Source organism: Bacillus sp. SIMBA_005 (assembly GCF_046535585.1).
Classification (GTDB): Bacteria; Bacillota; Bacilli; order Bacillales; family Bacillaceae; genus Bacillus; species Bacillus pumilus.
On record NZ_JAWRWI010000001.1, the window covers coordinates 389,058 to 412,432 of the forward strand.

25 protein-coding genes are annotated in these 23,375 nt (G+C 41.6%); all 25 read left to right on the forward strand.

Annotated elements, in window-relative coordinates:
- The first annotated feature begins 23 nt into the window (after positions 1-23).
- The 25 genes from cheY to SB660_RS02230 all read left to right on the forward strand — a co-directional run bounded on the left by cheY (position 24) and on the right by SB660_RS02230 (position 23,281).
- Positions 24-386: a chemotaxis protein CheY gene (gene cheY, locus SB660_RS02110; protein WP_007499584.1), complete on the forward strand. Its 363-nt coding sequence runs from the start codon at positions 24-26 to the stop codon at positions 384-386.
- An 18-nt stretch (positions 387-404) separates the two neighbouring features.
- On the forward strand, positions 405-1,064 hold the full coding sequence (gene fliZ, locus SB660_RS02115) for a flagella biosynthesis regulatory protein FliZ (protein ID WP_410581121.1): 660 nt from the start codon (positions 405-407) through the stop codon (positions 1,062-1,064).
- A complete protein-coding gene (fliP, locus tag SB660_RS02120; protein WP_007499580.1) occupies positions 1,057-1,722 on the forward strand; it encodes a flagellar type III secretion system pore protein FliP in 666 nt (221 codons plus the stop codon). Before fliZ ends, fliP begins: the two co-directional genes overlap by 8 nt.
- Before the next feature lie 16 nt (positions 1,723-1,738).
- Entirely contained in the window at positions 1,739-2,008 is a 270-nt protein-coding gene (gene fliQ / locus SB660_RS02125) for a flagellar biosynthesis protein FliQ (protein WP_003211206.1), read from the forward strand.
- A gap of 6 nt (positions 2,009-2,014) precedes the next feature.
- Positions 2,015-2,794 carry a flagellar biosynthetic protein FliR gene (gene fliR / locus SB660_RS02130; protein ID WP_012009967.1) on the forward strand — a complete coding sequence of 260 codons (780 nt, stop codon included), beginning with the start codon at positions 2,015-2,017 and terminating at the stop codon, positions 2,792-2,794.
- Positions 2,791-3,879, forward strand: a complete 1,089-nt coding sequence (flhB, locus tag SB660_RS02135) for a flagellar biosynthesis protein FlhB (RefSeq protein ID WP_058013986.1) — start codon at positions 2,791-2,793, stop codon at positions 3,877-3,879. The genes fliR and flhB overlap by 4 nt, the downstream gene beginning before the upstream one ends.
- A gap of 29 nt (positions 3,880-3,908) precedes the next feature.
- Positions 3,909-5,942 (forward strand): flagellar biosynthesis protein FlhA, encoded by a 2,034-nt coding sequence (gene flhA / locus SB660_RS02140; protein ID WP_058013985.1) that lies wholly within the window; start codon positions 3,909-3,911, stop codon positions 5,940-5,942.
- Positions 5,942-7,057: a flagellar biosynthesis GTPase FlhF gene (gene flhF, locus SB660_RS02145; protein WP_410581124.1), complete on the forward strand. Its 1,116-nt coding sequence runs from the start codon at positions 5,942-5,944 to the stop codon at positions 7,055-7,057. The genes flhA and flhF overlap by 1 nt, the downstream gene beginning before the upstream one ends.
- On the forward strand, positions 7,054-7,959 hold the full coding sequence (locus SB660_RS02150) for a MinD/ParA family protein (protein ID WP_012009971.1): 906 nt from the start codon (positions 7,054-7,056) through the stop codon (positions 7,957-7,959). The genes flhF and SB660_RS02150 overlap by 4 nt, the downstream gene beginning before the upstream one ends.
- The gene (locus tag SB660_RS02155) at positions 7,956-9,029 is read left to right on the forward strand and encodes a protein-glutamate methylesterase/protein-glutamine glutaminase (RefSeq protein WP_169056518.1); all 1,074 of its coding nucleotides are present in this window, start codon (positions 7,956-7,958) and stop codon (positions 9,027-9,029) included. Before SB660_RS02150 ends, SB660_RS02155 begins: the two co-directional genes overlap by 4 nt.
- A 5-nt stretch (positions 9,030-9,034) precedes the next feature.
- Positions 9,035-11,065, forward strand: coding sequence for a chemotaxis protein CheA (locus SB660_RS02160; protein ID WP_180309009.1), 2,031 nt, complete (start codon positions 9,035-9,037; stop codon positions 11,063-11,065).
- A gap of 24 nt (positions 11,066-11,089) precedes the next feature.
- Positions 11,090-11,551: a chemotaxis protein CheW gene (locus SB660_RS02165; RefSeq protein WP_003211606.1), complete on the forward strand. Its 462-nt coding sequence runs from the start codon at positions 11,090-11,092 to the stop codon at positions 11,549-11,551.
- A gap of 12 nt (positions 11,552-11,563) precedes the next feature.
- Positions 11,564-12,190, forward strand: a complete 627-nt coding sequence (locus SB660_RS02170; protein ID WP_169056520.1) for a chemotaxis protein CheC — start codon at positions 11,564-11,566, stop codon at positions 12,188-12,190.
- Complete coding sequence (locus tag SB660_RS02175; protein WP_003212153.1) at positions 12,190-12,690, forward strand: chemotaxis protein CheD; 501 nt, start codon at positions 12,190-12,192, stop codon at positions 12,688-12,690. Before SB660_RS02170 ends, SB660_RS02175 begins: the two co-directional genes overlap by 1 nt.
- Positions 12,691-12,714: 24 nt before the next feature.
- Positions 12,715-13,482, forward strand: a complete 768-nt coding sequence (locus SB660_RS02180) for a FliA/WhiG family RNA polymerase sigma factor (protein ID WP_012009976.1) — start codon at positions 12,715-12,717, stop codon at positions 13,480-13,482.
- 21 nt (positions 13,483-13,503) lie between these two features.
- A complete protein-coding gene (locus tag SB660_RS02185; RefSeq protein WP_410581128.1) occupies positions 13,504-14,043 on the forward strand; it encodes a Swarming motility protein SwrB in 540 nt (179 codons plus the stop codon).
- A gap of 155 nt (positions 14,044-14,198) precedes the next feature.
- Positions 14,199-14,933 (forward strand): 30S ribosomal protein S2, encoded by a 735-nt coding sequence (rpsB, locus tag SB660_RS02190; RefSeq protein WP_003212093.1) that lies wholly within the window; start codon positions 14,199-14,201, stop codon positions 14,931-14,933.
- A gap of 91 nt (positions 14,934-15,024) precedes the next feature.
- Positions 15,025-15,906, forward strand: coding sequence for a translation elongation factor Ts (gene tsf, locus SB660_RS02195; protein ID WP_169056523.1), 882 nt, complete (start codon positions 15,025-15,027; stop codon positions 15,904-15,906).
- 134 nt (positions 15,907-16,040) lie between these two features.
- Positions 16,041-16,763 (forward strand): UMP kinase, encoded by a 723-nt coding sequence (gene pyrH / locus SB660_RS02200; RefSeq protein ID WP_003210919.1) that lies wholly within the window; start codon positions 16,041-16,043, stop codon positions 16,761-16,763.
- Position 16,764: 1 nt separating this feature from the next.
- Positions 16,765-17,322: a ribosome recycling factor gene (frr, locus tag SB660_RS02205; RefSeq protein WP_003212469.1), complete on the forward strand. Its 558-nt coding sequence runs from the start codon at positions 16,765-16,767 to the stop codon at positions 17,320-17,322.
- 129 nt (positions 17,323-17,451) lie between these two features.
- On the forward strand, positions 17,452-18,234 hold the full coding sequence (gene uppS / locus SB660_RS02210) for an undecaprenyl pyrophosphate synthase (RefSeq protein ID WP_034662319.1): 783 nt from the start codon (positions 17,452-17,454) through the stop codon (positions 18,232-18,234).
- Positions 18,235-18,246: 12 nt separating this feature from the next.
- Positions 18,247-19,041 (forward strand): phosphatidate cytidylyltransferase, encoded by a 795-nt coding sequence (locus SB660_RS02215; protein WP_058013977.1) that lies wholly within the window; start codon positions 18,247-18,249, stop codon positions 19,039-19,041.
- 39 nt (positions 19,042-19,080) lie between these two features.
- The gene (gene dxr / locus SB660_RS02220) at positions 19,081-20,232 is read left to right on the forward strand and encodes a 1-deoxy-D-xylulose-5-phosphate reductoisomerase (RefSeq protein ID WP_410581132.1); all 1,152 of its coding nucleotides are present in this window, start codon (positions 19,081-19,083) and stop codon (positions 20,230-20,232) included.
- 6 nt (positions 20,233-20,238) lie between these two features.
- Positions 20,239-21,504, forward strand: a complete 1,266-nt coding sequence (gene rseP, locus SB660_RS02225) for an RIP metalloprotease RseP (protein ID WP_106055909.1) — start codon at positions 20,239-20,241, stop codon at positions 21,502-21,504.
- Positions 21,505-21,583: 79 nt separating this feature from the next.
- Positions 21,584-23,281: a proline--tRNA ligase gene (locus tag SB660_RS02230; RefSeq protein WP_058013975.1), complete on the forward strand. Its 1,698-nt coding sequence runs from the start codon at positions 21,584-21,586 to the stop codon at positions 23,279-23,281.
- The last annotated feature ends 94 nt before the right edge of the window (positions 23,282-23,375 follow it).

Genomic DNA, 23,375 nt, shown 5'->3' on the forward strand with positions numbered 1-23,375 from the left:
ACATACAGGGAGAGAATAAGTAAATGGCTACTAAGGTATTAATCGTAGATGATGCAGCATTCATGAGAATGATGATAAAGGATATTCTTGTGAAAAACGGATTTGATGTAGTTGGAGAAGCAGAAAACGGCGCTCAAGCAGTTGAAAAATACAAAGAAACGTCTCCAGATCTTGTCACAATGGATATTACAATGCCAGAAATGGACGGGATCACAGCACTAAAAGAAATTAAACAAATTGACGCTTCTGCAAAAATCATCATGTGTTCTGCAATGGGGCAGCAGTCAATGGTTATTGACGCGATCCAAGCAGGTGCAAAAGACTTTATCGTGAAGCCGTTCCAGGCAGACCGTGTACTTGAAGCAATTAATAAAACGTTAGGCTAAAAAAGGGTGTAAGACTTGTTGAAAAAACGTTTGATATGTATAGCAATGATCAGTTTTATGCTTTTCTTGACGATACAGCCTGCCTCATTGTTTGCTGAAACGAAAGATCCTGAAAATGGCACAGTGAATGACTGGCTCAAAGAAGAGAAGAGCAGCAAAAAGGATACAGAAAAGACAACCACTGACAATCAAACGAATCCGGCAGAAGAAGTTCCCTCTTCTTCTGTCTCCATTGTGGATTTTGTCAAAATGATTGGTGCCTTACTTTTTGTCATCCTGCTTATATATGGATTGGTGAGATTTGTTGGTAAGCAAAACCGCTTACTTAAACCATTTCGCTATGTTGAAAATATTGGCGGAACGACGGTTGGCCAAAACCGTTCAGTCCAGCTTATCAAAGTGGGAAAACGAGTATTAGTTGTCGGAGTAGCGGACTCAATCCAGCTGCTAAAAGAAATTGATGATGAACAAGAATGTGAAGCGATCGTGCAACAATACGAAGAAGCGATGGAAAGCAAAACAGATTTACCAAAAATCGTTCAAAAATTCACATCTCAGATAAAGAAACAAGATCAGCCAACCACTTCTTCTTTTTCAGCCAATTTGAAGGCACAGCTAGCCGAATTGAAAAAGACCCAATCAGAAGTCAGAAAGAAAGGCCCGAAACAAAATGAATGAGTTTATCGATTTATTTAATTCCAGCGGTGCAGGGAATATTAGCACGTCTGTCCGTCTTCTTTTACTTTTAACCGTGTTTTCGGTTGCACCAGGCATTCTCATTTTAATGACGTGTTTTACACGAATTGTGATTGTACTTTCATTCGTTAGAACGTCCCTTGCAACCAACTCAATGCCGCCAAACCAAGTGCTTGTAGGGCTTGCTTTGTTTCTTACATTCTTTATCATGGCACCTACGTTCTCAGAGATTAATAAAGAGGCACTCACGCCGCTTTTAAATGATGACATTACGCTCAATCAGGCATATGAAAAAGCCGAAGTGCCCATTAAAGAGTTTATGAGTAAACATACGAGACAGAAGGATTTGGCTTTATTTCTTAGTTACGCAAAAATGGATACACCTGAATCGATAAAAGATATTCCGTTAACGGCGATGGTACCCGCTTTTGCGATTTCAGAATTAAAGACGGCATTTCAAATTGGTTTCATGATCTTTATTCCATTTTTAATTATTGATATGGTCGTCGCAAGTGTCCTGATGTCAATGGGGATGATGATGCTTCCGCCGGTTATGATATCGCTCCCTTTTAAAATATTGTTATTTGTTTTAGTCGATGGATGGTATTTGATTGTTAAATCTTTGCTGCAAAGCTTTTAGAGTAGGTGCTTAAAACATGAGTTCAGAATTTGTCATTACGATGGCTGAAAGATCAGTGTATGTGGTATTGCTTGTCAGTGGGCCGCTTTTAGCGCTCGCTCTTATTGTGGGACTGATTGTCAGTGTGTTTCAGGCAACAACCCAAATTCAAGAACAGACGCTTGCGTTCATTCCTAAAATTGTTGCAGTTCTTATTGGGCTTGTTGTGTTTGGTCCATGGATGCTGTCAACCATTGTGTCCTTTACGACAGAGCTGTTCTCGAATTTAGATCGATTTGCAGGTTAATGAGCGATGTCAATCATAGAATTATTTCCTGCTTTTCTATTAGTTTTTATTCGAATTACCGCTTTTTTTGTGACAGTACCGCTTTTAGCGCATAGAACGATCCCGGCTGTACACAGAGTTGGATTCTCACTGTTTTTAGCCGTAATTAGTTTTAGCACGATTAAGGAACCGCCTGCACTCGACATAGACGGTCTTTATATGATGCTTGCGGTGAAAGAAGCAATGGTCGGGCTTCTACTTGGTTTGATTGCATATATCATGGTATCCGCTGTTCAAATTGCCGGCTCATTTATTGATTTTCAAATGGGCTTTGCGATCGCCAATGTAATTGATCCGCAAACAGGGGCACAAACGCCGCTGATGGGGCAGTTTTTTTATACGGTCACATTGCTATTGATGCTGGCAACCAATGCACACCACCTGCTGCTTGATGGAATCTATTACAGCTTTCAATATATTGCAGTTGATCAGTACGCACTGAATTTCGGCAGTGAATCCTTTGCTTATTTTATTGCAAAGAGCTTCAACCAAATGTTCATCATTGCCTTTCAAATCTCAGCACCGGTTGTCGCCAGCTTGTTTTTGGTCGACCTGGCGCTTGGCATTGTGGCACGAACAGTTCCGCAGATGAACGTTTTTGTTGTTGGACTTCCTATTAAAATGGGTGTGAGTTTTATTATGATCATCATCTGTATGGGCGTCATCTTCGGAGTTGTCCAAAATACATTTGATACGATTGTACTCACCATGAGGAATTTCTTAGCATTGGTCGGTGGTTCGTCATGATGACAAGGCTTAGACTAGACTTGCAATTTTTCGCAGGTGAAAAAACAGAAAAAGCAACGCCGAAAAAGAGACAAGATTCACGTAAAAAAGGTCAGGTTGCCAAAAGTACCGACGTCAATACAGCCATCTCATTTCTATTAATCTTTTTATCATTCTTTTTTATTGGGCCTTTTATGAAAGAGCGTATTATTGCGCTCATTGAACGTTTTTATTCAACAACCATGCTAATGAAGGTTAGCACATCTAATATTCATCAACTATTTGTGGAATTGCTTCAGGAAACAGGACTCCTCCTCATGCCAATCCTTGGTGTTGGTATGCTGGCAGGGATCATCAGTAACTATTTGCAAGTTGGCTTTCTTTTTTCGACAGAAGTAATCAAACCGAAATTAGAAAAACTCGATCCAATCAAAGGGTTTAAACGAATATACAGTATTCGAGCCCTCGTTGAGCTATTAAAATCCATTTTGAAAATTGGTTTAATTGGTTTTGCGACATTTATTGCACTTTGGATGCACTTTGACGAAATCCTGAGGCTTCCTTTATTAACAGCAGAGGAAACCCTTCATTTCGTTGCAAATATGACCTTGATTATGGGGTTATATGCAGCAGGTGCTCTCATGATCTTAGCAGGGCTTGATTATATGTATCAGAAATTTGATTATGAAAAAAACTTACGGATGTCCAAACAAGACATCAAAGATGAGTATAAAAAATCTGAGGGTGACCCGCTCATAAAATCAAAGATTAAACAGCGTCAGCGGGAAATGGCCATGAGACGGATGATGCAGGAGGTCCCAAAAGCGGACGTCATCATTACAAACCCAACTCACTATGCAATTGCTTTGAAATATGACGAAGAAAAGATGGACGCGCCCTTTGTTGTGGCAAAGGGAACAGATATTTTGGCTTTGAAAATTAGAACGATTGCGAAAGAGCACGATATTATGACCGTAGAAAACCGGCCGCTCGCTCGTGCACTCTATGATCAGGTCGACATCGACCAAGCGGTGCCAGAGGAATACTTTAAGGCGATCGCAGAAATTTTAGCTTATGTTTATAAAACGAAACAAAAGATTTTATGAATTTTTGGTTTTAAAAGGAGAGAACAGGCATGTCAGCAAGAGATTTATCTGTTTTATTCAGTGTTATTTTAATTGTGGCGATGCTGGTCATACCGTTTCCGCCAATGCTATTAAGTATTTTAATCATTATTAATATTTCTCTTGCGCTTATCGTGCTTCTCACCACAATGAACATGCAAGAACCACTGCAATTTTCAATATTTCCATCATTGCTTTTGCTCTTAACGCTGTTTCGCTTAGGGCTTAACATCTCTACAACACGTTCTATCCTATCAACTGGAGACGCTGGAAAGGTTGTAGAAACGTTTGGTTCATTTGTTGTTGGAGGAAATATACTCGTGGGTCTGGTGGTCTTCCTTATTCTGATCATCATTCAATTTGTTGTAATCACCAAAGGGGCTGAGCGTGTTTCAGAGGTTGCGGCAAGATTTACCCTTGATGCGATGCCAGGGAAACAAATGAGTATTGATGCAGATTTAAATGCAGGGATGCTGACAGAAAGTGAAGCGAGAAATCGCCGAGAAAAAGTAGCGAGAGAAGCAGACTTTTATGGTGCGATGGATGGGGCAAGTAAGTTCGTCAAAGGGGATGCCATCGCAGGTATTATCATCGTCATAATTAATATTATTTTTGGGATTATCATTGGGATGCTTCAGCAAGGAATGTCGATTCAAGAGTCAGCTTCCCACTTTACATTATTAACGGTAGGAGATGGGATTGTTTCACAAATCCCTGCACTTCTCATTTCAACAGCGACAGGGATTGTCGTCACAAGGGCTGCTTCTAATGGGAACCTTGGGTCAGATATCACTGAACAGCTGTTTGCATTCCCAGCTATGCTTTATGTCACAGCAGGTACGATCTTCCTTCTTGGGTTGTTTACTCCAATCGGCGTACTTTTGACAGGACCGATCGCAGGTTTACTAGCCCTCGGCGCATACTTGATGTCAAAAAACAAACAGGATCAAGAAGAAATAGAAGAGGTACTAGAGGAGCAGGCAGAGGTAGAAGAGATGAAAAGTCCAGAAAGCGTCATTCACCTTCTCCAAATGGATGCCATTGAATTTGAGTTTGGCTATGGTCTGATTCCGCTAGCCGATGCAAATCAAGGCGGTGACCTGTTAGACCGAATTGTGATGATCCGAAGGCAGCTTGCCCTTGAACTTGGTCTTGTGATTCCAGTTGTCCGGATCCGGGACAACATTGCACTTAACCCAAATGAGTACCGACTCAAAATAAAAGGGAACGAAGTGGCAAAAGGCGAGCTCCTGCTTGATCACTACTTAGCGATGTCGCCTACGCCTGATGATGATCCGATTGAAGGAATCGAAACAATCGAGCCATCCTTTGGTCTTCCGGCTAAATGGATCTCAGAAGCAGAAAAAGATCAGGCTGAGATGCTCGGCTATACGGTTGTAGATCCTGCATCTGTTGTGTCTACTCACATCACAGAGAAGATTAGACAAAACACACACGAACTGCTCGGACGTCAGGAAACGAAGCAATTAATCGATCATCTGAAAGAAAGTTATCCTGTCTTAGTGGATGAAGTGACCCCGAACCCACTAGCAGTTGGTGATATTCAAAAAGTGCTTGCAAAACTGCTGAAAGAAAAAGTTTCTATTCGAAATCTTGTCACCATTTTTGAGACGCTTGCAGACTACGGAAAATTAACGACGGATACAGATTTGTTAACAGAGTATGTCAGACAGGCACTGGCAAGACAGATTACTGCACAATATGCGAGAGAAAATGAATCGCTCAAAGTTGTGACATGCTCAGGTCGAGTGGAAAAGGTGATTGCTGACAGTGTACAGCAGACAGAGCATGGCAACTACTTATCGTTAGATCCAGAATCCTCTGAAAGTGTGATTCAATCAGTGGCGAGAGAAATTGAACAGCTTTCGCTTCGTCAGGAAACGCCGGTTCTATTGTGCTCACCTCCTATAAGAATGTACGTCAAGCAGCTGTTAGAAAGATATTTCCCGGACTTACCGGTATTATCTTATAACGAACTAGAAGCAAATGTGGAAGTACAGAGCATCGGAGTGGTGGATATCTAATGAAAATGAAAAAAATCATAGCGAATTCAATGCAGGAGGCAACGATTCAAATTAGGCAGCAGCTTGGGAAGGATGCCGTCATTTTAAATTCCAAAACCGTTGTGAAACGAAAGCTATTCGGTTTAAAAAAACAGCAAATGGTTGAAGTGATTGCAGTACTGGATCAAGATTTTGAAGAAAGAGCGGGTAAAGGTGGACATCCTGCGCCTCCTCTTCCAGTAATTCCGAAAAAGGAGCACGTTCAACACCGGTCTGAAGAGCCGCCTTTTGCGCCTGAGGCAGTGAAACCAGTACCTTCTCAAGCTCAGCCTTTAGAATATGAGAGAAATGAGCGGCATGCTGGTATTCTGCCAGACCCTCTCATGGCAATCGATCAAAAGCTGAAGGATCAAGGTCTTGATGATGCCATTCGAGACGAATGCCTAAAAGGTCTTTTAACGAAGGGTGCTGTCAAGGAAGATCAAATTCATAAAGAACTTGAACAACTGCTGACAGATATGCTGCCGGCTCACACCTCTGATGAGCCGATGATTCGTTCAAAATACATTGTGCTGTTTGGTTCAACTGGCGCTGGTAAAACAACAACGATTGCAAAGCTCGCTGCCAAAACGGCCATTCAGAAGCAAAAGAAAATCGCTTTTATTACAACAGATACGTACCGAATTGCAGCGATCGAACAACTGAAAACATATGCGGAACTGCTCAATGCACCGCTTGAGGTTTGTTATTCTAGAGAGGATTTTGTGAAAGCTCAAGAGACCTTTAAAGAGTATGATCATATTTTCGTAGACACAGCGGGTCGTAACTTTAAAGAAGAAGCGTATATCAAAGAGCTGACAGACATCATTCCATTTAATGAAAGCATTCAAAGTTTCCTAGTGATGAGTGCGACCTCGAAGTATCAGGACATGAAAGCCATGGTTAAACGCTTTGAACACGTTCCAATCGATCAATTCATTTTTACAAAGGTAGATGAAACAGACACGATGGGAACCATCTTTCAAATCATTGCAAACTCTCAAATTGGACTTGGCTTTTTAACAAATGGTCAAAATGTTCCTGAGGATATTCTTGAGGGCTCTCCTCTTGAATTAACAAGGATGGTCTTACAATGATGAAGCCCGACCAAGCAGAAGGTTTAAGAAAGCTCGTTCAGCAGAATCAAACGATCACACCAGCTCCTCTTGGTATAAGCGGACAGGCAAAAACCATTGCTGTCATGAGTGGTAAAGGCGGGGTTGGAAAATCGAATTTGACGCTGAATATGGCACTGTCTATCGCAAATGCAGGTAAGCGAGTGTTAGTCATCGACCTTGATTTTGGTATGGGGAATATTGATATTTTACTAGGGAAAACATCGACCAGCTCTATATTAGATGTTCTTGTCAGGAAGAAATCCTTCCAAGCGGCTATGACTCAAGGAACGAACAACCTATATTACATTTCTGGCGGAAGCGGACTTGAACAGCTGTTTTCTTTAGATAAAGATCAATGGTCGTTCTTTCTTGAGGAAATGGAAAGAATGATGCACGACTTTGATTGTATCTTCTTTGATATGGGGGCTGGCCTTTCAAAAGATCAACTGCCATTTGTTTTATCAGCAGGGGAAGTAGTAGTTGTGACAACGCCAGAACCAACATCGATCATGGATGCTTACAGCGCAATTAAACACTTAGCGATTCATCAGTTCGAACAATCTGTGCAAATCATTGTCAACCGGTGTAAAACCCCGTCAGAAGGGTCTGAAACCTACAGAAAATTAGCAGGAGTGGTCACATCATTTCTACACAGAAAACTAGTATTTGCTGGCGCTGTGCCGGATGATCCTGCGGTTCCAAAAGCAGTGGCCGAACAAATTCCATTTTATATGAAGCAGCCTCATTCAAGGCTGAGTAAAACGATCAAGATGCTGGCAGAAACACTTTATCAACAGCAGATAAGAGAGGCACAGAGAGAGCAGCATACGTTTATAGATAAGTTGTCCTCTTTTTTTAAAAGGAGGAAGGTGGACTCGTGATTAGAGTGCTTGTAGTAGATGACTCGGCCTTTATGCGAAAGCTCATTAGTGATTTCCTAAGTGCCGAGCAAGAAATAGAAGTCGTCGGAACGGCGCGAAATGGGGAAGATGCCTTAAAACGGATCAAGGAACTGAATCCAGATGTCGTCACATTAGATGTGGAAATGCCTGTTTTAAATGGAACAGAAGCATTAAAACAAATTCTGGCTGAACACGACCTTGCCGTGATTATGGTGTCAAGCCAGACAAAGCAAGGGAAGGATTTAACCATCCATTGCTTAGAACTTGGTGCTTTTGACTTTGTGACAAAGCCTTCAGGAAGTATTTCGCTCGATTTACACAAAGTAAGAGGCCAAATTGTAGAACGGGTGCTTGCGGCAGGGCTGTCAAGGAAACGTACTGAAATGCAGGTTTCTCCTAAGCCGGTGATGAAGCCGCCAATTCCAGTGGCTGCACCTCGCCCGCAAGCAGTAAAAAGCGGCTCACTCCGAAAGATTATTTCAATCGGAACATCAACGGGTGGACCAAGAGCACTTCAACGAGTCGTCACGAAGCTGCCCAAGGACATAGAAGCACCCATTTTGATTGTGCAGCATATGCCGGCAGGATTTACGGCATCACTTGCTACTAGGTTAGACCATTTATCTCAAATTTCGATTAAAGAAGCACAAGATGGAGACATCGCTAAAAATGGAGTGGCTTACATAGCGCCTGGTGGAATGAATATGTCACTTCATGAACAAGGGGCATCCTTAGTCATCAGGCTGTCTCCGGAGGACACAGAAAGCCGGCACAAACCTTCTGTTAACTATTTATTTGAATCTATCAGTCATATAAAGGGTTACGAGAAAATCGCTGTCATTATGACAGGCATGGGTAGTGACGGCACAGAAGGTGTCAAAAAAATGGTCGCAAGCGGTCATACAAAAGTCATTGCAGAAAAAGAAGAATCATGTGTTGTTTTCGGAATGCCTAAATCAGTCATTAAAGCAGGCCTTGCACATGAAACAAGGCATGTGGATGACATCGCACATGCAATTATAAGCTCCATGAATAAAGAGAGGGCGTGAACACGTTGGATGTAAACCAATACTTAGATATCTTTTTAGATGAAAGCAGAGAACACTTACAAACTTGTAATGAAAAACTTCTTGATTTAGAAAAGAACCCAACCGACTTGCAGCTAGTGAATGATATATTCAGAGCGGCTCACACATTGAAAGGCATGAGTGCAACGATGGGCTACGCTGATATGGCTCAGCTAACACATCACTTAGAAAACATGTTTGATGCCATTCGAAATGAACAAATGATTGTCACACCTGAGTCAATGGACACAATGTTTGAAGCACTTGATCACCTTGAAGCAATGGTTCAATCAATTGCAGAAGGCGGCGATGGGAAACGCGATGTCACAGAGATTAGTAAAAAGTTAGATGTGACAGGAAGCCATGTTGAAGCAGCTCCTAGTGTTGAAACAGCTGATGTATCAGCGGCTGCTGCTAACGATTTAGACTATAACGAATTTGAACGAACAGTGCTTGATGAAGCGAGAGAACAAGGCTTTAAATGTTATGAACTCAATGTAACATTAAGCGACGCATGCTTATTAAAAGCCGTTCGTGTTTATATGATCTTTGAAAGACTGAACGAAGCAGGCGAAGTCGTTAAAACAGTTCCAAATGCAGAACTTTTAGAATCAGAAGATTTCGAATCTGAATTCAGTATTTCTTATTTATCTAAACAACCGATGGATGAAGTGAAAAAAATCGTGATGACGATCTCAGAAGTTGAACAAGTTGAGATCTCAGAAGTTTCTGCATTTGAAGAAGCGGCTCCAGCTGAAAAACAAGAAGCAAAACCTGAACAGGAAAAAGAAGAAGTATCTGTGCCTGCTGCGAAAGCACCAGCAAACGATACGCCAAAAGCAAATGGCAATAACGGCGCAGCTGCCGGCGGAACAAAAACGATTCGTGTCAACATTGACCGTCTCGATTCTCTCATGAATCTATTTGAAGAACTGGTGATTGACAGAGGCCGTTTAGAACAGATTGCCAAAGAATTAGAAAATAATGAACTCACAGACACAGTTGAAAGAATGACACGTATTTCTGGAGATCTGCAATCGATCATCCTGAACATGAGAATGGTTCCTGTTGAAACGGTGTTTAACCGATTCCCTCGTATGATCCGCCAATTGACAAAAGAGCTGAATAAGAAAATTGAATTAATCATTGAAGGTGCTGAGACAGAGCTTGACCGAACAGTTATCGACGAGATTGGAGATCCGCTCTTACACTTACTTAGAAACAGTCTAGATCACGGAATTGAATCGCCAGAAGAACGTGTGAAAAAAGGCAAGCCAGAAAAAGGTACCGTTCTATTAAAGGCATATCATAGCGGAAACCACGTCTTCATTGAAGTAGAAGATGATGGCGGCGGAATTAACCGAAAGAAAGTGCTTGAAAAAGCATTAGAGCGCGGGGTTATTACAGAAAGAGAAGCAGAGACACTTGAAGATCATCAAATTGATTCATTGATCTTTGCAGCAGGATTCTCTACAGCTGATACGATTTCTGACATCTCTGGCCGCGGTGTAGGCCTTGACGTTGTGAAAAACAAGCTGGAATCACTGGGCGGATCTGTGAGCATCAACTCAACAGAAGGACAGGGCTCACTATTCTCGATCCAGCTTCCGCTTACATTATCGATTATTTCTGTACTTCTTGTGAAACTGGAAGAGGAAACATTTGCGATTCCGATTTCTTCTATTATTGAAACGGCTGTCATTAAGAAAAGCGACATCCTTCAAACGCATGATCGTGAAGTGATTGATTTCCGAGGATTTATCGTACCGGTCGTGTACTTGAAGAAACAATTCCACGTACCAAATGCGAATGAATTAGAGGAAGAACTGCACATCATCGTTGTTCGTAAAGGAGATAAGCTGACAGCATTTGTGGTCGATTCATTTATTGGTCAGCAAGAGGTTGTATTGAAATCACTAGGAGATTACCTGCCAAACGTGTTTGCGATTTCAGGCGCAACAATCCTAGGCGACGGTCAAGTTGCACTCATCGTTGACTGTAATGCACTGATCAAGTAAAAAACAATAGAGGAGCGGTCTGAAATGAGTACAGATATCAAAACTGGCGAAAAGATGATTGTGTTTATCGTAAACAAAAAAGAATACGCCATTTCAGTATCAGAAGTAAAGTCCATTGAAAAATGGCAGCAGCCGACAAGAGTCCCTGGCGTTGCCCCTTATATATGCGGTGTTATTAATCTGCGCGGTGTCGTGACGCCTGTCATCGATCTTAGAGTGAGACTTGGATCAAGTGACAACGAAATTACAGATGAAACAAGAATGATTATTGTACAAGTGGGCGACATTGAAGTCGGCTGGATTGTTGATGAAGCAAATGACGTCATTACAGTTCATCAAGAAGAAGTAGAATCTTCTCCTGAATCAGCTGAAAAAGAAGGACAATCATGGGTGACAGGTATCATTAAGCATGATCAGCGTCTATTTAATATCATTCATCCTGGTGCTGTCCTCGACAAGAGCGTTCAAGATGCACCTGTTCATTAAGGAGGATGTGAAATGAGCATTTTCAATGAAATAAAAGATGAACAGCTGGATGTATTAAGAGAGGTTGGGAATATTGGAGCAGGCCACGCCGCGTCTGCTCTTGCCAGCCTATTGGATCGCAAAATAGATATGGCTGTTCCGTTTGTCAAGGTTCTCTCGTTTGAAGAATTAATGGATTTCTTTGGCGGTGCAGACCTCCCAGTTGCAAGCATTTTCCTGCGAATGGAAGGAGATTTATCCGGCTCAATCTTTTTCATTATGCCCTTTGAGCAAGCCGAGCAATTCGTAAGAGAGCTTGTACGAGATCCGTCATTTGATATTGATACTATTCACGAGCATGTGATGGGGACGTCAGCACTACATGAGCTGGGAAATATTTTAGCAGGCTCTTATTTATCAGCCCTTGCCGATTTAACAAAATTGCAGCTTCACCCAAGTGTTCCAGATGTTACGCTCGATATGTTCGGGGCTGTCATTAGCGAAGGGTTAATGCAATTCAGCCCTCTAGGTGATCAGGCAATTGTGATTGATACATCGATTTTTGATGATCAAAATAAGCAAGAGCTGAAAGGAAATATGTTTCTATTACCAGACTTTGAATCGTTTGAAAAACTATTCAAAGCATTAGGTAACCTGTAATGAACGTTCAGATTCCGGCAGTTGTAAAGGTTGGTATAGCGGATGTTCAGCTTGTGAAAACACCGGACCGCATTCGGACATCCGGACTTGGTTCTTGTGTAGGGCTTGTTCTGTTTGATCAAGAAAAAAAACTGGCAGGTCTTGTCCATGTCATGCTTCCAGACTCATCCCTTGCAAAAGGGGCAGTGGAGAACTTGGCTAAATATGCAGATACAGGTGTCAAGCATACAATTGATCTGCTCCTTAAAGAAGGAGCGCGCAAACATGCGCTAAAGGCAAAACTTGCTGGTGGGGCAGAAATGTTTAAGTTTAAGTCAACCAATGATCTAATGAGAATTGGACCTAGAAACGTATCAGCTGTTAAAGAACATCTGTCTCTTTATCGCATCCCGATCATTAGTGAGGATACGGGCGGGAACAATGGCCGTACGATTGAATTTGATCCGCTTACGACAGAGCTTGAGATCCGCACTGTGAAGCAAGGCATTATGAAGATATAACTAAGGAAGTATAGGGGGAGAAAGATGCAATCCTTAAATTACGAAGATCAGGCGCTATGGGCTAGATGGAAAGAGTGGAAAGACCCAGCTGCTGGAGATGATCTTATGCGCCGCTATATGCCGCTCGTCACATATCATGTTGGAAGAATTTCCATCGGTCTCCCGAAGTCAGTGCATAAAGAAGACTTGATCAGTCTAGGGATGCTCGGTTTATATGATGCCCTTGAAAAATTCGACCCCGGAAGAGATCTGAAGTTTGATACATATGCATCCTTCAGAATCCGCGGGGCCATCATCGACGGTCTTCGTAAAGAGGACTGGCTGCCTCGTACATCAAGAGAAAAAACAAAAAAAGTAGAAGCGGCTATTGAAAAGCTTGAACAACGTTATTTACGAAATGTGACGCCGACAGAAGTGGCAGAGGAACTTGGCATGAGTGAACAGGATGTTGTCACAACAATGAATGAAGGTTTCTTTGCAAATCTGCTTTCAATCGACGAGAAGCTGCATGATCAAGAAGACGGTGAAAACGTCCAAGTCATGATTCGCGACGAGAAAACTGTGACACCTGAAGAAAAGATGCTGAAAGATGAATTAATAGAACAGCTCGCTGAAAAAATGACCGAGCTTTCGGAAAAAGAAAAGCTCGTGATCAGTCTATTCTATAAAGAGGAACTGACGTTAACGGAAATCGGTCACGTGCTTAATTTATCGACCTCACGCATTTCGCAAATTCATTCAAAGGCATTGTTCAAGCTTAAGCATCTGCTTGATAAAGCCATTCAATCTTAAAGAGTTAGTGAGTGAAAAAATATGTTATGGCTGATTAGCTTCATGCTTCATGCTGCACTTATTTATTTTGTGATCATTTTATATACGAGAATGAATTCGCTGAAGGCAACTGAACAAAAGCAGCGAGAACTTCTAGAAGAAACGGAAAATACCCTGGCTGCATTTTTGATGGAAGTCAAAGAAGAGAATGACAAACTATCAAAAGTGGCAGCCGCTTCCCCTGAATTTTCTGCTGAAGAGCTGAAATCGGATTTTCAGACACCAAAGCAGCCACAAACACCAATTGAATCCCAGCAATCGGTAGAAAGTGAAGATCCAGTACCAGAGCACTTGTCGGCTCTCCTTAGCGAGGTAGAAGTGCAGGAAGAGAAGGTAAACGAACCCGTTCCACATTTTGAATCAGAAGCTTCTGTGCCTTCTGAAAGTGAAATAGAAGAAACATTCGAGGATCAAGTGAAGACCTTATATGACAAAGGGCATTCGCTAGAAGAAATAGCGAAAGAACTGAAAACTGGCAAGACAGAAATCGAGCTTTTATTAAAATTTAGCGGAAAGCTGTAAAGGATTCTTGATTGTCAGTCCATCATGTGTTATATTATTTCTTGGTGTTAAATACACACGCTTAATGATTCGTATGAAGGTGCTGCCGTGGCGCAGTTTTATGTGAACATGACTTAAGCGGAGGAAAAAAAACCATTATATTAGGAGGCAACAACATGTCAGTTATTTCTATGAAACAATTGCTAGAAGCTGGTGTACACTTCGGTCACCAAACACGCCGTTGGAACCCAAAAATGAAGCGTTACATCTTTACAGAGCGTAACGGTATCTACATCATCGATCTTCAAAAAACGGTGAAAAAAGTAGAGGAAGCTTACAACTTCACGAAAAACCTTGCTGCTGACGGAGGAAAAATCCTTTTCGTTGGTACGAAAAAGCAAGCACAAGATTCAGTGAAAGAAGAAGCAATCCGTTCTGGTATGTTCTATGTGAACCAACGCTGGCTTGGTGGAACTTTAACAAACTTTGAAACAATCCAAAAACGTATCAAACGTTTAAAAGATATTGAAAAAATGCAAGAAAACGGTACATTCGATGTTCTTCCTAAGAAAGAAGTCGTTCAACTGAAAAAAGAATTAGAACGTCTTGAAAAATTCCTAGGCGGAATCAAAGACATGAAAGGTCTTCCGGATGCACTTTTCATTATCGACCCTCGTAAAGAGCGTATTGCAGTTGCAGAAGCTCGTAAATTGAATATCCCAATCATCGGTATCGTTGACACAAACTGTGATCCAGACGAAATTGATGTTGTGATCCCTGCAAACGATGATGCAATCCGTGCTGTAAAACTTCTAACTGCTAAAATGGCAGATGCGATTCTTGAGTCTAAACAAGGCGAAGAAGAAGCTGTTGTAGAAGAAACGACAGAAACTGAAACAACAACTGCGTAACCTATTCAAAAGGTGATAAGAGGGAAATGCCTTTTATCACCTTTTTTTCACCTAGTAATCCGTGTTTTAACATAGAAGGAGGAAATGTAAAATGGCTATTACTGCTCAATTAGTTAAAGAACTGCGTCAAAAAACTGGTGCAGGTATGATGGACTGTAAAAAAGCGTTGACAGAAACTGATGGTGACATCGACAAAGCAATCGATCTTCTAAGAGAAAAAGGAATTGCAAAAGCTGCGAAAAAAGCAGACCGTATTGCTGCAGAAGGATTAACTATTATTAAAACTGACGGCAACACAGGCGTGATCCTAGAAGTGAACTCTGAGACTGATTTCGTTGCGAAAAACGAAGGATTCCAATCACTTCTTAACGAACTTGCTGATCATTTGCTTGCTGCTAAACCTGCAACAATTGAAGAAGCTCATGCTTCTAAAATGGAAAACGGTTCAACAGTTGAAGAGCATATCACATCTGCAATTGCGAAAATCGGAGAGAAAATCACTCTACGTCGTTTCTCTGTTATCACGAAAGAAGATAACGCAGCATTCGGTTCTTACTTACACATGGGCGGACGCATCGGTGTGTTAGCTGTTCTTAACGGAACAACTGACGAAGAGCTTGCAAGAGACATCGCAATGCACGTTGCTGCTGTAAACCCTAAATACATTTCTCGTGACCAAGTGTCAGAAGAAGAAGCAAACCGTGAGCGCGAAGTATTAACGCAGCAAGCGCTTCAAGAAGGAAAGCCTGAAAACATCGTAGCTAAAATGGTAGAAGGCCGTCTAAACAAATTCTTCGAAGAAATTTGCTTACTTGACCAAGCTTTCGTTAAAAACCCAGATGAAAAAGTGAAACAAGTAGTAGCTGCGAAAAACGCAAGCATTCAAACTTATGTTCGCTATGAAGTGGGCGAAGGCATCGAGAAGCGTCAAGACAACTTTGCTGAAGAAGTAATGAGCCAAGTGAAAAAATAATGTTTGAAAAGCTCTCTGGGGCTTTTTTAGGGAGCACAAGCACTGTGTTCCCTATTTTTTAGAGGATATTGATTTACAAAAGGCAGTTTCTTACGCATAATAAGAGACGGTATAGTTTACACTTGGAGGTTATCATGAGCAAACCGAAATATAATCGCATTGTACTGAAGCTAAGTGGCGAAGCACTAGCAGGTGATGCTGGAAATGGAATTAACCCAACTGTCATTCATTCAATTGCAAAGCAAGTAAAAGAAATTGCAGAGCTAGATGTAGAGGTTGCAGTTGTTGTAGGCGGAGGAAACCTTTGGCGCGGTAAGACAGGTAGTGACTTAGGAATGGACCGTGCAACAGCAGACTATATGGGCATGCTGGCAACAGTGATGAATTCACTCGCGCTACAGGACAGCCTAGAAACGCTTGGCATTCAGTCTAGGGTACAAACTTCTATCGAAATGAGACAGGTTGCAGAACCATACATAAGAAGAAAAGCGATCCGTCATCTTGAGAAGAAACGTGTCGTGATTTTTGCTGCAGGTACTGGTAACCCTTATTTCTCTACAGATACAACGGCAGCACTTCGCGCAGCAGAAATTGAAGCAGATGTCATTTTAATGGCGAAAAATAATGTAGACGGTGTCTACAGTGCTGATCCTCGTACAGATGCGGATGCAGTAAAATATGACAAGCTTTCATATCTTGATGTGCTAAAAGAAGGGCTTGCAGTAATGGATTCTACTGCGTCCTCATTATGTATGGACAATGACATTCCATTAATCGTATTCTCTATTATGGAAGAAGGAAATATTAAACGTGCCGTAAATGGCGAATCAATTGGAACGATTGTGAGGGGGAAATAACGTGTCAAAAGAAGTATTGAACCAAACGAAAGAAAAAATGGAAAAAGCCGTTCAAGCATACGGACGTGAACTTGCAACTGTTCGTGCGGGCAGAGCAAATGCTTCATTGCTTGATAAAGTAACGGTTGATTATTACGGTGCACAAACACCACTTAACCAAATTGCGTCAATCACAGTGCCAGAAGCACGTATGCTGATTATCACACCTTATGATAAAACAGCTATTGGTGATATCGAAAAATCGATCCAAAAGTCTGATCTTGGCATCACGCCAACAAGTGACGGAAATGTGATCCGTATTGCGATTCCTGCACTAACAGAAGAAAGACGTAAAGAGCTTGTGAAAGTGGTAAGAAAATATTCAGAAGAAGCAAAAGTAGCTGTTCGTAATGTTCGTCGTGATGCAAACGATGAATTGAAAAAGCTAGAGAAAAATGGTGAGATCACTGAAGATGAATTAAGATCATCAACAGAGGATGTTCAAAAATTGACAGATGAATATGTCGCTAAAATTGATGACGTGACGAAAGATAAAGAAAAAGAAATCATGGAAGTTTAAGAAAAAACTATGTACAATAGATAATAGTGAAAAGACCCTCTTCATGTTTACAGGGGGTTTTTTTGTTAATACTGTTGGTGACTATATTATTAGCGGAAACGCAACCTTTTTGGGTGATGGAGGAATCTCATGCTCAATATACTCAAAAATTGGAAGAATCAGCAAACTGCAGCTTCCAACTTAGAAAGTCTGACAAAAGAAGACATATTAAATGGAGAAATTCCTGAACATATCGCCATTATCATGGATGGGAACGGAAGATGGGCAAAAAAACGTGCTCTTCCACGGGTAGCAGGACATCATGAAGGAATGAAAGTCGTCAAGCGCATGACAAAGCTTGCAAATGAGCTGAATGTCAAAGTGCTGACTTTGTATGCTTTCTCTACGGAAAATTGGAAACGTCCAAAATTAGAAGTAGACTTTTTAATGAAACTTCCTGAGGAATTTTTGAACATCTACCTGCCCGAGCTCATCGAGGAAAATGTCCGTGTGCGCTTAACAGGTGATCCAGACGGCCTCCCGCAGCATACGAAAAGAGCGGTAGAGAACGCAGTAAAGAGTACGGCGAATAATGACGGACTCGTTTTGAATTTTGCGCTCAACTATGGAGGGCGCACAGAAATCGTCTCCGCGTGCAGACAAATTTCTGAAAAAGTCAAAGAAGGTAAGCTTCAAGCAGAAGACATCACAGAAGAGATGTTTTCAGCTTATTTAATGACAGAATCTCTTCAAGATCCGGATTTGCTTATTCGCACAAGTGGAGAAATTAGATTAAGCAATTTTATGCTTTGGCAAATTGCGTACAGCGAGTTTGTCTTTACGGATGTGCTTTGGCCTGACTTTTCTGATGAGCATCTTATAGGCGCTATCGGAGAATACCAGCGCCGCGGCCGGAGGTTCGGTGGAATTTAGAGGGTGGTGCAGATGAAACAAAGAATTTTGACGGGTGTGTTGGCAGCTGCAGTCTTTTTACTAGCAGTTATATATGGACAGATGCCATTTACCCTGCTGATTTACTTAATGGGAAGTGTCGCTCTCTTTGAGCTTCTAAGAATGAAAAAGATATCGATTTTCAGCTTTCCTGGTATTGTCAGCTTAATATTGCTTTGGCTTTTAATGGGCGGAGAGAACAGCTTCTTCCCGAACGCAGACGCATCAAAAATGCAGATTGCTTTATTTGCAGTCTTAATTCTTTTAACTTATACAGTGTTGAGCAAAAACTCTTTCACATTCGATGAGGTTGCTTTTGTGATCTTAGCGACATTATATATTGGCGTTAGTTTCTATTATTTTATCCAAATTAGAGGCTTATATGGCATGAGTGCGATCTTCTTCGCAGCAGTGATTATTTGGTCCACTGACTCAGGTGCCTATTTTATTGGGAAATCGATGGGGAAACGAAAGCTCTGGCCAGAGATCAGCCCAAACAAAACAGTAGAAGGATTTATCGGCGGAATCGTCACAGCGGTCGTGTTGTCATTTGTGTTTCAGGCGGTTACAGGATTTTTGCCATCATATCTGCTTGTTATGTTTATTACGCTTTTGCTCAGTATCTTTGGGCAGCTTGGCGACCTTGTGGAATCTGCTTTAAAGCGTCATTACGACGTGAAGGATTCAGGGACAATTCTCCCTGGACATGGCGGGATTTTGGACAGGTTTGACAGCTTTTTATTCGTTCTGCCGTTTTTATATTTATTGCTCGCAACGTTTGCCAGCTAACCTCATAGAAACTTATTGAACGAGAGAAGGAGTGGCAATTTGAGATATATTTCGCTATTAGGCGCAACAGGATCAATTGGAGAACAAACATTAGATGTGATTAGGCAGCACCCAGACAAATTTAAGCTAAAAGCCATGACGTTTGGCCGAAATGTAGACAAGGCCATACCAATCATTGAACAGTTTCAGCCTGAATTTGTCGGATGCTTAAGTGAAGAGGCTTATCACACGCTAAAAGGTCATTCATTTGAATACGATGTCAAGATGGCTGCTGGTGATGAAGCCAACATCGAAGCAGCGACCTATGATGCAGTGGACGTTGTGGTCAATGCCCTTGTCGGAAGTGTCGGGCTTGTTCCAACATTAAAGGCCATTGAACAAAAAAAGACGATTGCACTCGCAAATAAGGAAACACTTGTGACAGCTGGTCATATAGTTAAAGAGTACGCGAAAAGATATGATGTACCTTTACTTCCTGTCGATAGTGAGCATTCCGCTATTTTTCAATGCCTGCAAGGTGAACAAGCTAAAAACATTGAACGCTTAATCGTGACAGCTTCAGGTGGTAGTTTCCGAGATAAAAAACGAACTGAACTTGAAGGTGTTACGGTTGAAGAAGCGCTGAACCACCCAAACTGGTCAATGGGGGCGAAAATCACCATTGATTCAGCGACGATGATGAATAAAGGGCTCGAGGTGATTGAGGCACATTGGTTGTTTGATATACCTTATGAACAAATTGATGTGCTGTTACATAAAGAGAGCATTATCCATTCGATGGTGGAATTTCACGACAAAAGCGTCATGGCTCAGTTAGGGACACCTGACATGAGAGTGCCCATTCAATATGCACTCACATACCCTGACAGAGCGCCATTACCAGAAGCGAAATCATTGAACCTTTGGGAGATTGGACAATTGAATTTCCAAAAAGCGGATTTTGACAGGTATCGCTGCTTACATTTTGCTTATGAATCAGGTAAAATAGGAGGGACAATGCCTGCTGTGCTCAATGCAGCAAATGAAATGGCAGTCGATGCATTTCTGAAAGGCAAAGTAACGTTCCTGCAAATTGAAGAATTGATTGAAAAGGCACTAAACAGACATCATGTGATTTCAACGCCTAGTTTGCAAGATATCCATGAAGTGGACAAAGATACACGAGACTTTGTTCAATCAATCCTCACATAAGGTGGTATGTTCGTGAATACAGTGATTGCGTTTATTATTATTTTTGGAACGCTCGTTTTTTTCCACGAGCTTGGCCATTTAATTATGGCGCAGCGAGCGGGGATTTTATGCCGTGAGTTCGCAATTGGTTTTGGACCGAAGATTTTCTCTTTTAAACGAAAGGAAACCGTTTATACCATTAGACTTCTCCCTATTGGCGGATTTGTTAAAATGGCAGGAGAGGACCCTGAAGTCATTGAAATTAAACCAGGTCATACAGTGGGGCTCTTATTCAATGAGCAAAATGAAGTAGAAAAAATCATTTTAAATGATAAAGAAAAATATCCTGATGCTCTTGTCATCGAAGTGGAGCAGATTGATTTAGATCATGCCATGAGAATCTCAGGATATGAAGCTGGAAATGAAGATATTTTGACTGGCTACAATGTGAGTCAAACAAGCTTTTATATTGCAGATGGTGAAGAGATTCAAATCGCACCGTACAATCGCCAATTTGGATCAAAAACGGTATGGCAGCGTATTAAAGCGATCGCAGCTGGACCGATTATGAACTTTATCTTGGCGTATGTGATTTTAGTTGCTTTAGGGTTTATTCAAGGGGTCACCGTTGATGACCCTGTACTCGGCAAGCTGACGAAAGACGGCCGCGCAGCAGAAGCTGGACTCATGCAGGGAGACCACATCGTGTCCATTAACGGGGATAAAATGAATTCTTGGACAGACGTTGTTCAAACCGTTCAAAAGAACCCTGAGAAAAAAATGAATGTCGTCATTGACCGAGATGGCAAAGAAAGCACTGTACAGGTTGTACCAGAAGCTGTGAAAGCAGACGGAAAAAACATTGGCCGTTTTGGCTCTTATCCGCCAACGGAAAATGGATTTCTGAAGGTAATTTCATCCTCAGGAACAACTGTGATTTCAACAGCAGGTTTGATTTTAACGAACTTGCAAAAGATTGTCACAGGACAATTTTCATTAGATATGTTAGCAGGTCCTGTTGGAATCTATGACATGACAGGAGAAGTAGCCAAGCAAGGTGTGTTAACATTAATGCAGTTTGCGGCGTTCCTTAGTATTAACTTAGGTATCGTGAATTTATTGCCGATTCCTGCACTAGACGGAGGACGTTTACTATTCTTGTTTGTTGAAGCCATTCGCGGTAAACCAATTAATCGTGAGAAAGAAGCACTTGTTGTCTTTATCGGTGTTGCATTCCTCATGCTGTTAATGCTAGTGGTTACGTGGAATGATATCCAGCGATTATTTTTATAAAACCAATGTCTCTTGTTTCTCATTACGGGAAACAAGAGTTTTTGTGAGAAGTCCTATTTCATAAATGAGGTGTAACGACATGAGACAATCCCTGACTTTCATACCAACTCTTCGAGAAGTGCCGGCAGATGCTGAGGCAAAAAGTCACCAGCTCTTAGTAAGAGCTGGGTTCATTAGACAAAATACAAGCGGAATCTATCATTATCTCCCGCTTGCTCATAAAGTCATCCAGCATATTCAATCCATCGTTCGCAAAGAGATGGAAAAGGCGGGAGCAGCTGAGCTGTTAATGCCCGTGCTGCAGCAGGCAGAAATGTGGCAAGAGTCAGGAAGATGGTATACATACGGTCCAGAATTGATGCGTATGAAAGATCGTCATGGCCGTGAGTTCGCACTTGGCCCAACGCACGAAGAAGTGATTACATCACTCGTACGCAGCGAAGTAAAATCGTATAAGAAGCTTCCTTTAACTCTTTATCAAATTCAATCAAAATTCCGCGACGAACAGAGACCGCGTTTTGGGCTGCTGCGAGGACGTGAATTTATTATGAAGGATGCGTACTCATTCCATTCTTCACCAGAAAGCCTTGATGACACATACAACAAGATGTTTACAGCTTACTCCAATGTATTCTCAAAAGTAGGTCTTAATTTTAGACCAGTTATTGCAGATTCTGGTGCAATGGGAGGAAAAGATACACATGAGTTTATGGCACTGTCAGAAGTAGGAGAAGATACAATCGCATACTCTGACACATCTTCCTATGCTGCGAACATCGAAATGGCTGAAGCTGTATATCAAGGAGAAGAAGCAAATCCTGCTGACTTCAAAGAACTTGAAAAAGTCCATACACCGCAAGCAAAAACGATTCAAGACATCGCTGAATTTTTAGAAGTTGATCCTTCTCTTTGTATCAAGTCTGTTTTGTTTAAAGCAGATGATGCGTATGTTCTCATCCTGACGAGAGGCGACCATGAAGTAAATGATGTGAAAGTGAAAAACTTGGTAGGAGCACAGCTTGTAGAGCTTGCTACTCGCGAAGAAGTACTAGAAGTCATTGGAACAGAGCCTGGATTTGTTGGTCCAGTGAAGCTGGAAGCAGAAGTTGATATTTATGCTGACCTTGCGGTTAAAGGCATGACAAATGCTGTCGCAGGTGCAAACGAAGCGGATTATCACTATGTCAATGTCAATCCTGCGCGTGATGTGTCAGTGAAAGAATTCACAGATCTTCGTTTGATTCAAGAAGGAGACGTGTCTCCAGATGGAGAAGGCACAATCCAGTTTGCTAAGGGGATTGAAGTAGGACAAGTCTTTAAACTAGGCACTCGTTATTCTGAGTCAATGGATGCGACGTACCTTGATGAGAATGGTCGAGCGCAGCCAATGATTATGGGCTGCTATGGTATCGGTATTTCTAGAACTCTTTCAGCAGTTGTTGAACAGCATCACGATGAGAAAGGAATCATTTGGCCAGAAGCTGTTGCGCCATATGACCTTCACCTCCTTGCATTAAATATGAAAAACGATGCTCAAAAAGAGCTCGCTGAAACGTTATACGAGCGCTTAGAAGATGAGGGCTTTGACGTACTTTTCGATGACCGCCAGGAGCGGGCTGGAGTGAAATTTGCAGACAGTGATTTAATTGGGCTGCCAATTCGCATTAGCTGCGGAAAACGTTCAGAAGAAGGCATTGTTGAAGTGAAGTTTAGAAAATCAGGTGAATCACATGAAGTATCTGTTGATGAGCTGATTTCATTTATACGCCAAGCATAAAAAACGAACAAAAAAATGAAGGTACCTCCTGTAGAAAAGAGGTACCTTTCTGATTGACAAAAGGAGGGTCCTGTCTTGGATGAACAATTACCGA

Coding starts and splice junctions, on each gene's coding strand:
- cheY (WP_007499584.1), top strand. CDS start 24: ATGGCTACTAAGGTATTAATCGTAGATGATGCAGCATTCATGAGAATG.
- fliP (WP_007499580.1), top strand. CDS start 1,057: ATGAATGAGTTTATCGATTTATTTAATTCCAGCGGTGCAGGGAATATT.
- fliQ (WP_003211206.1), top strand. CDS start 1,739: ATGAGTTCAGAATTTGTCATTACGATGGCTGAAAGATCAGTGTATGTG.
- fliR (WP_012009967.1), top strand. CDS start 2,015: ATGTCAATCATAGAATTATTTCCTGCTTTTCTATTAGTTTTTATTCGA.
- flhB (WP_058013986.1), top strand. CDS start 2,791: ATGATGACAAGGCTTAGACTAGACTTGCAATTTTTCGCAGGTGAAAAA.
- flhA (WP_058013985.1), top strand. CDS start 3,909: ATGTCAGCAAGAGATTTATCTGTTTTATTCAGTGTTATTTTAATTGTG.
- flhF (WP_410581124.1), top strand. CDS start 5,942: ATGAAAATGAAAAAAATCATAGCGAATTCAATGCAGGAGGCAACGATT.
- SB660_RS02150 (WP_012009971.1), top strand. CDS start 7,054: ATGATGAAGCCCGACCAAGCAGAAGGTTTAAGAAAGCTCGTTCAGCAG.
- SB660_RS02165 (WP_003211606.1), top strand. CDS start 11,090: ATGAGTACAGATATCAAAACTGGCGAAAAGATGATTGTGTTTATCGTA.
- SB660_RS02170 (WP_169056520.1), top strand. CDS start 11,564: ATGAGCATTTTCAATGAAATAAAAGATGAACAGCTGGATGTATTAAGA.
- SB660_RS02175 (WP_003212153.1), top strand. CDS start 12,190: ATGAACGTTCAGATTCCGGCAGTTGTAAAGGTTGGTATAGCGGATGTT.
- SB660_RS02180 (WP_012009976.1), top strand. CDS start 12,715: ATGCAATCCTTAAATTACGAAGATCAGGCGCTATGGGCTAGATGGAAA.
- SB660_RS02185 (WP_410581128.1), top strand. CDS start 13,504: ATGTTATGGCTGATTAGCTTCATGCTTCATGCTGCACTTATTTATTTT.
- rpsB (WP_003212093.1), top strand. CDS start 14,199: ATGTCAGTTATTTCTATGAAACAATTGCTAGAAGCTGGTGTACACTTC.
- tsf (WP_169056523.1), top strand. CDS start 15,025: ATGGCTATTACTGCTCAATTAGTTAAAGAACTGCGTCAAAAAACTGGT.
- pyrH (WP_003210919.1), top strand. CDS start 16,041: ATGAGCAAACCGAAATATAATCGCATTGTACTGAAGCTAAGTGGCGAA.
- uppS (WP_034662319.1), top strand. CDS start 17,452: ATGCTCAATATACTCAAAAATTGGAAGAATCAGCAAACTGCAGCTTCC.
- SB660_RS02215 (WP_058013977.1), top strand. CDS start 18,247: ATGAAACAAAGAATTTTGACGGGTGTGTTGGCAGCTGCAGTCTTTTTA.
- rseP (WP_106055909.1), top strand. CDS start 20,239: ATGTTCGTGAATACAGTGATTGCGTTTATTATTATTTTTGGAACGCTC.
- SB660_RS02230 (WP_058013975.1), top strand. CDS start 21,584: ATGAGACAATCCCTGACTTTCATACCAACTCTTCGAGAAGTGCCGGCA.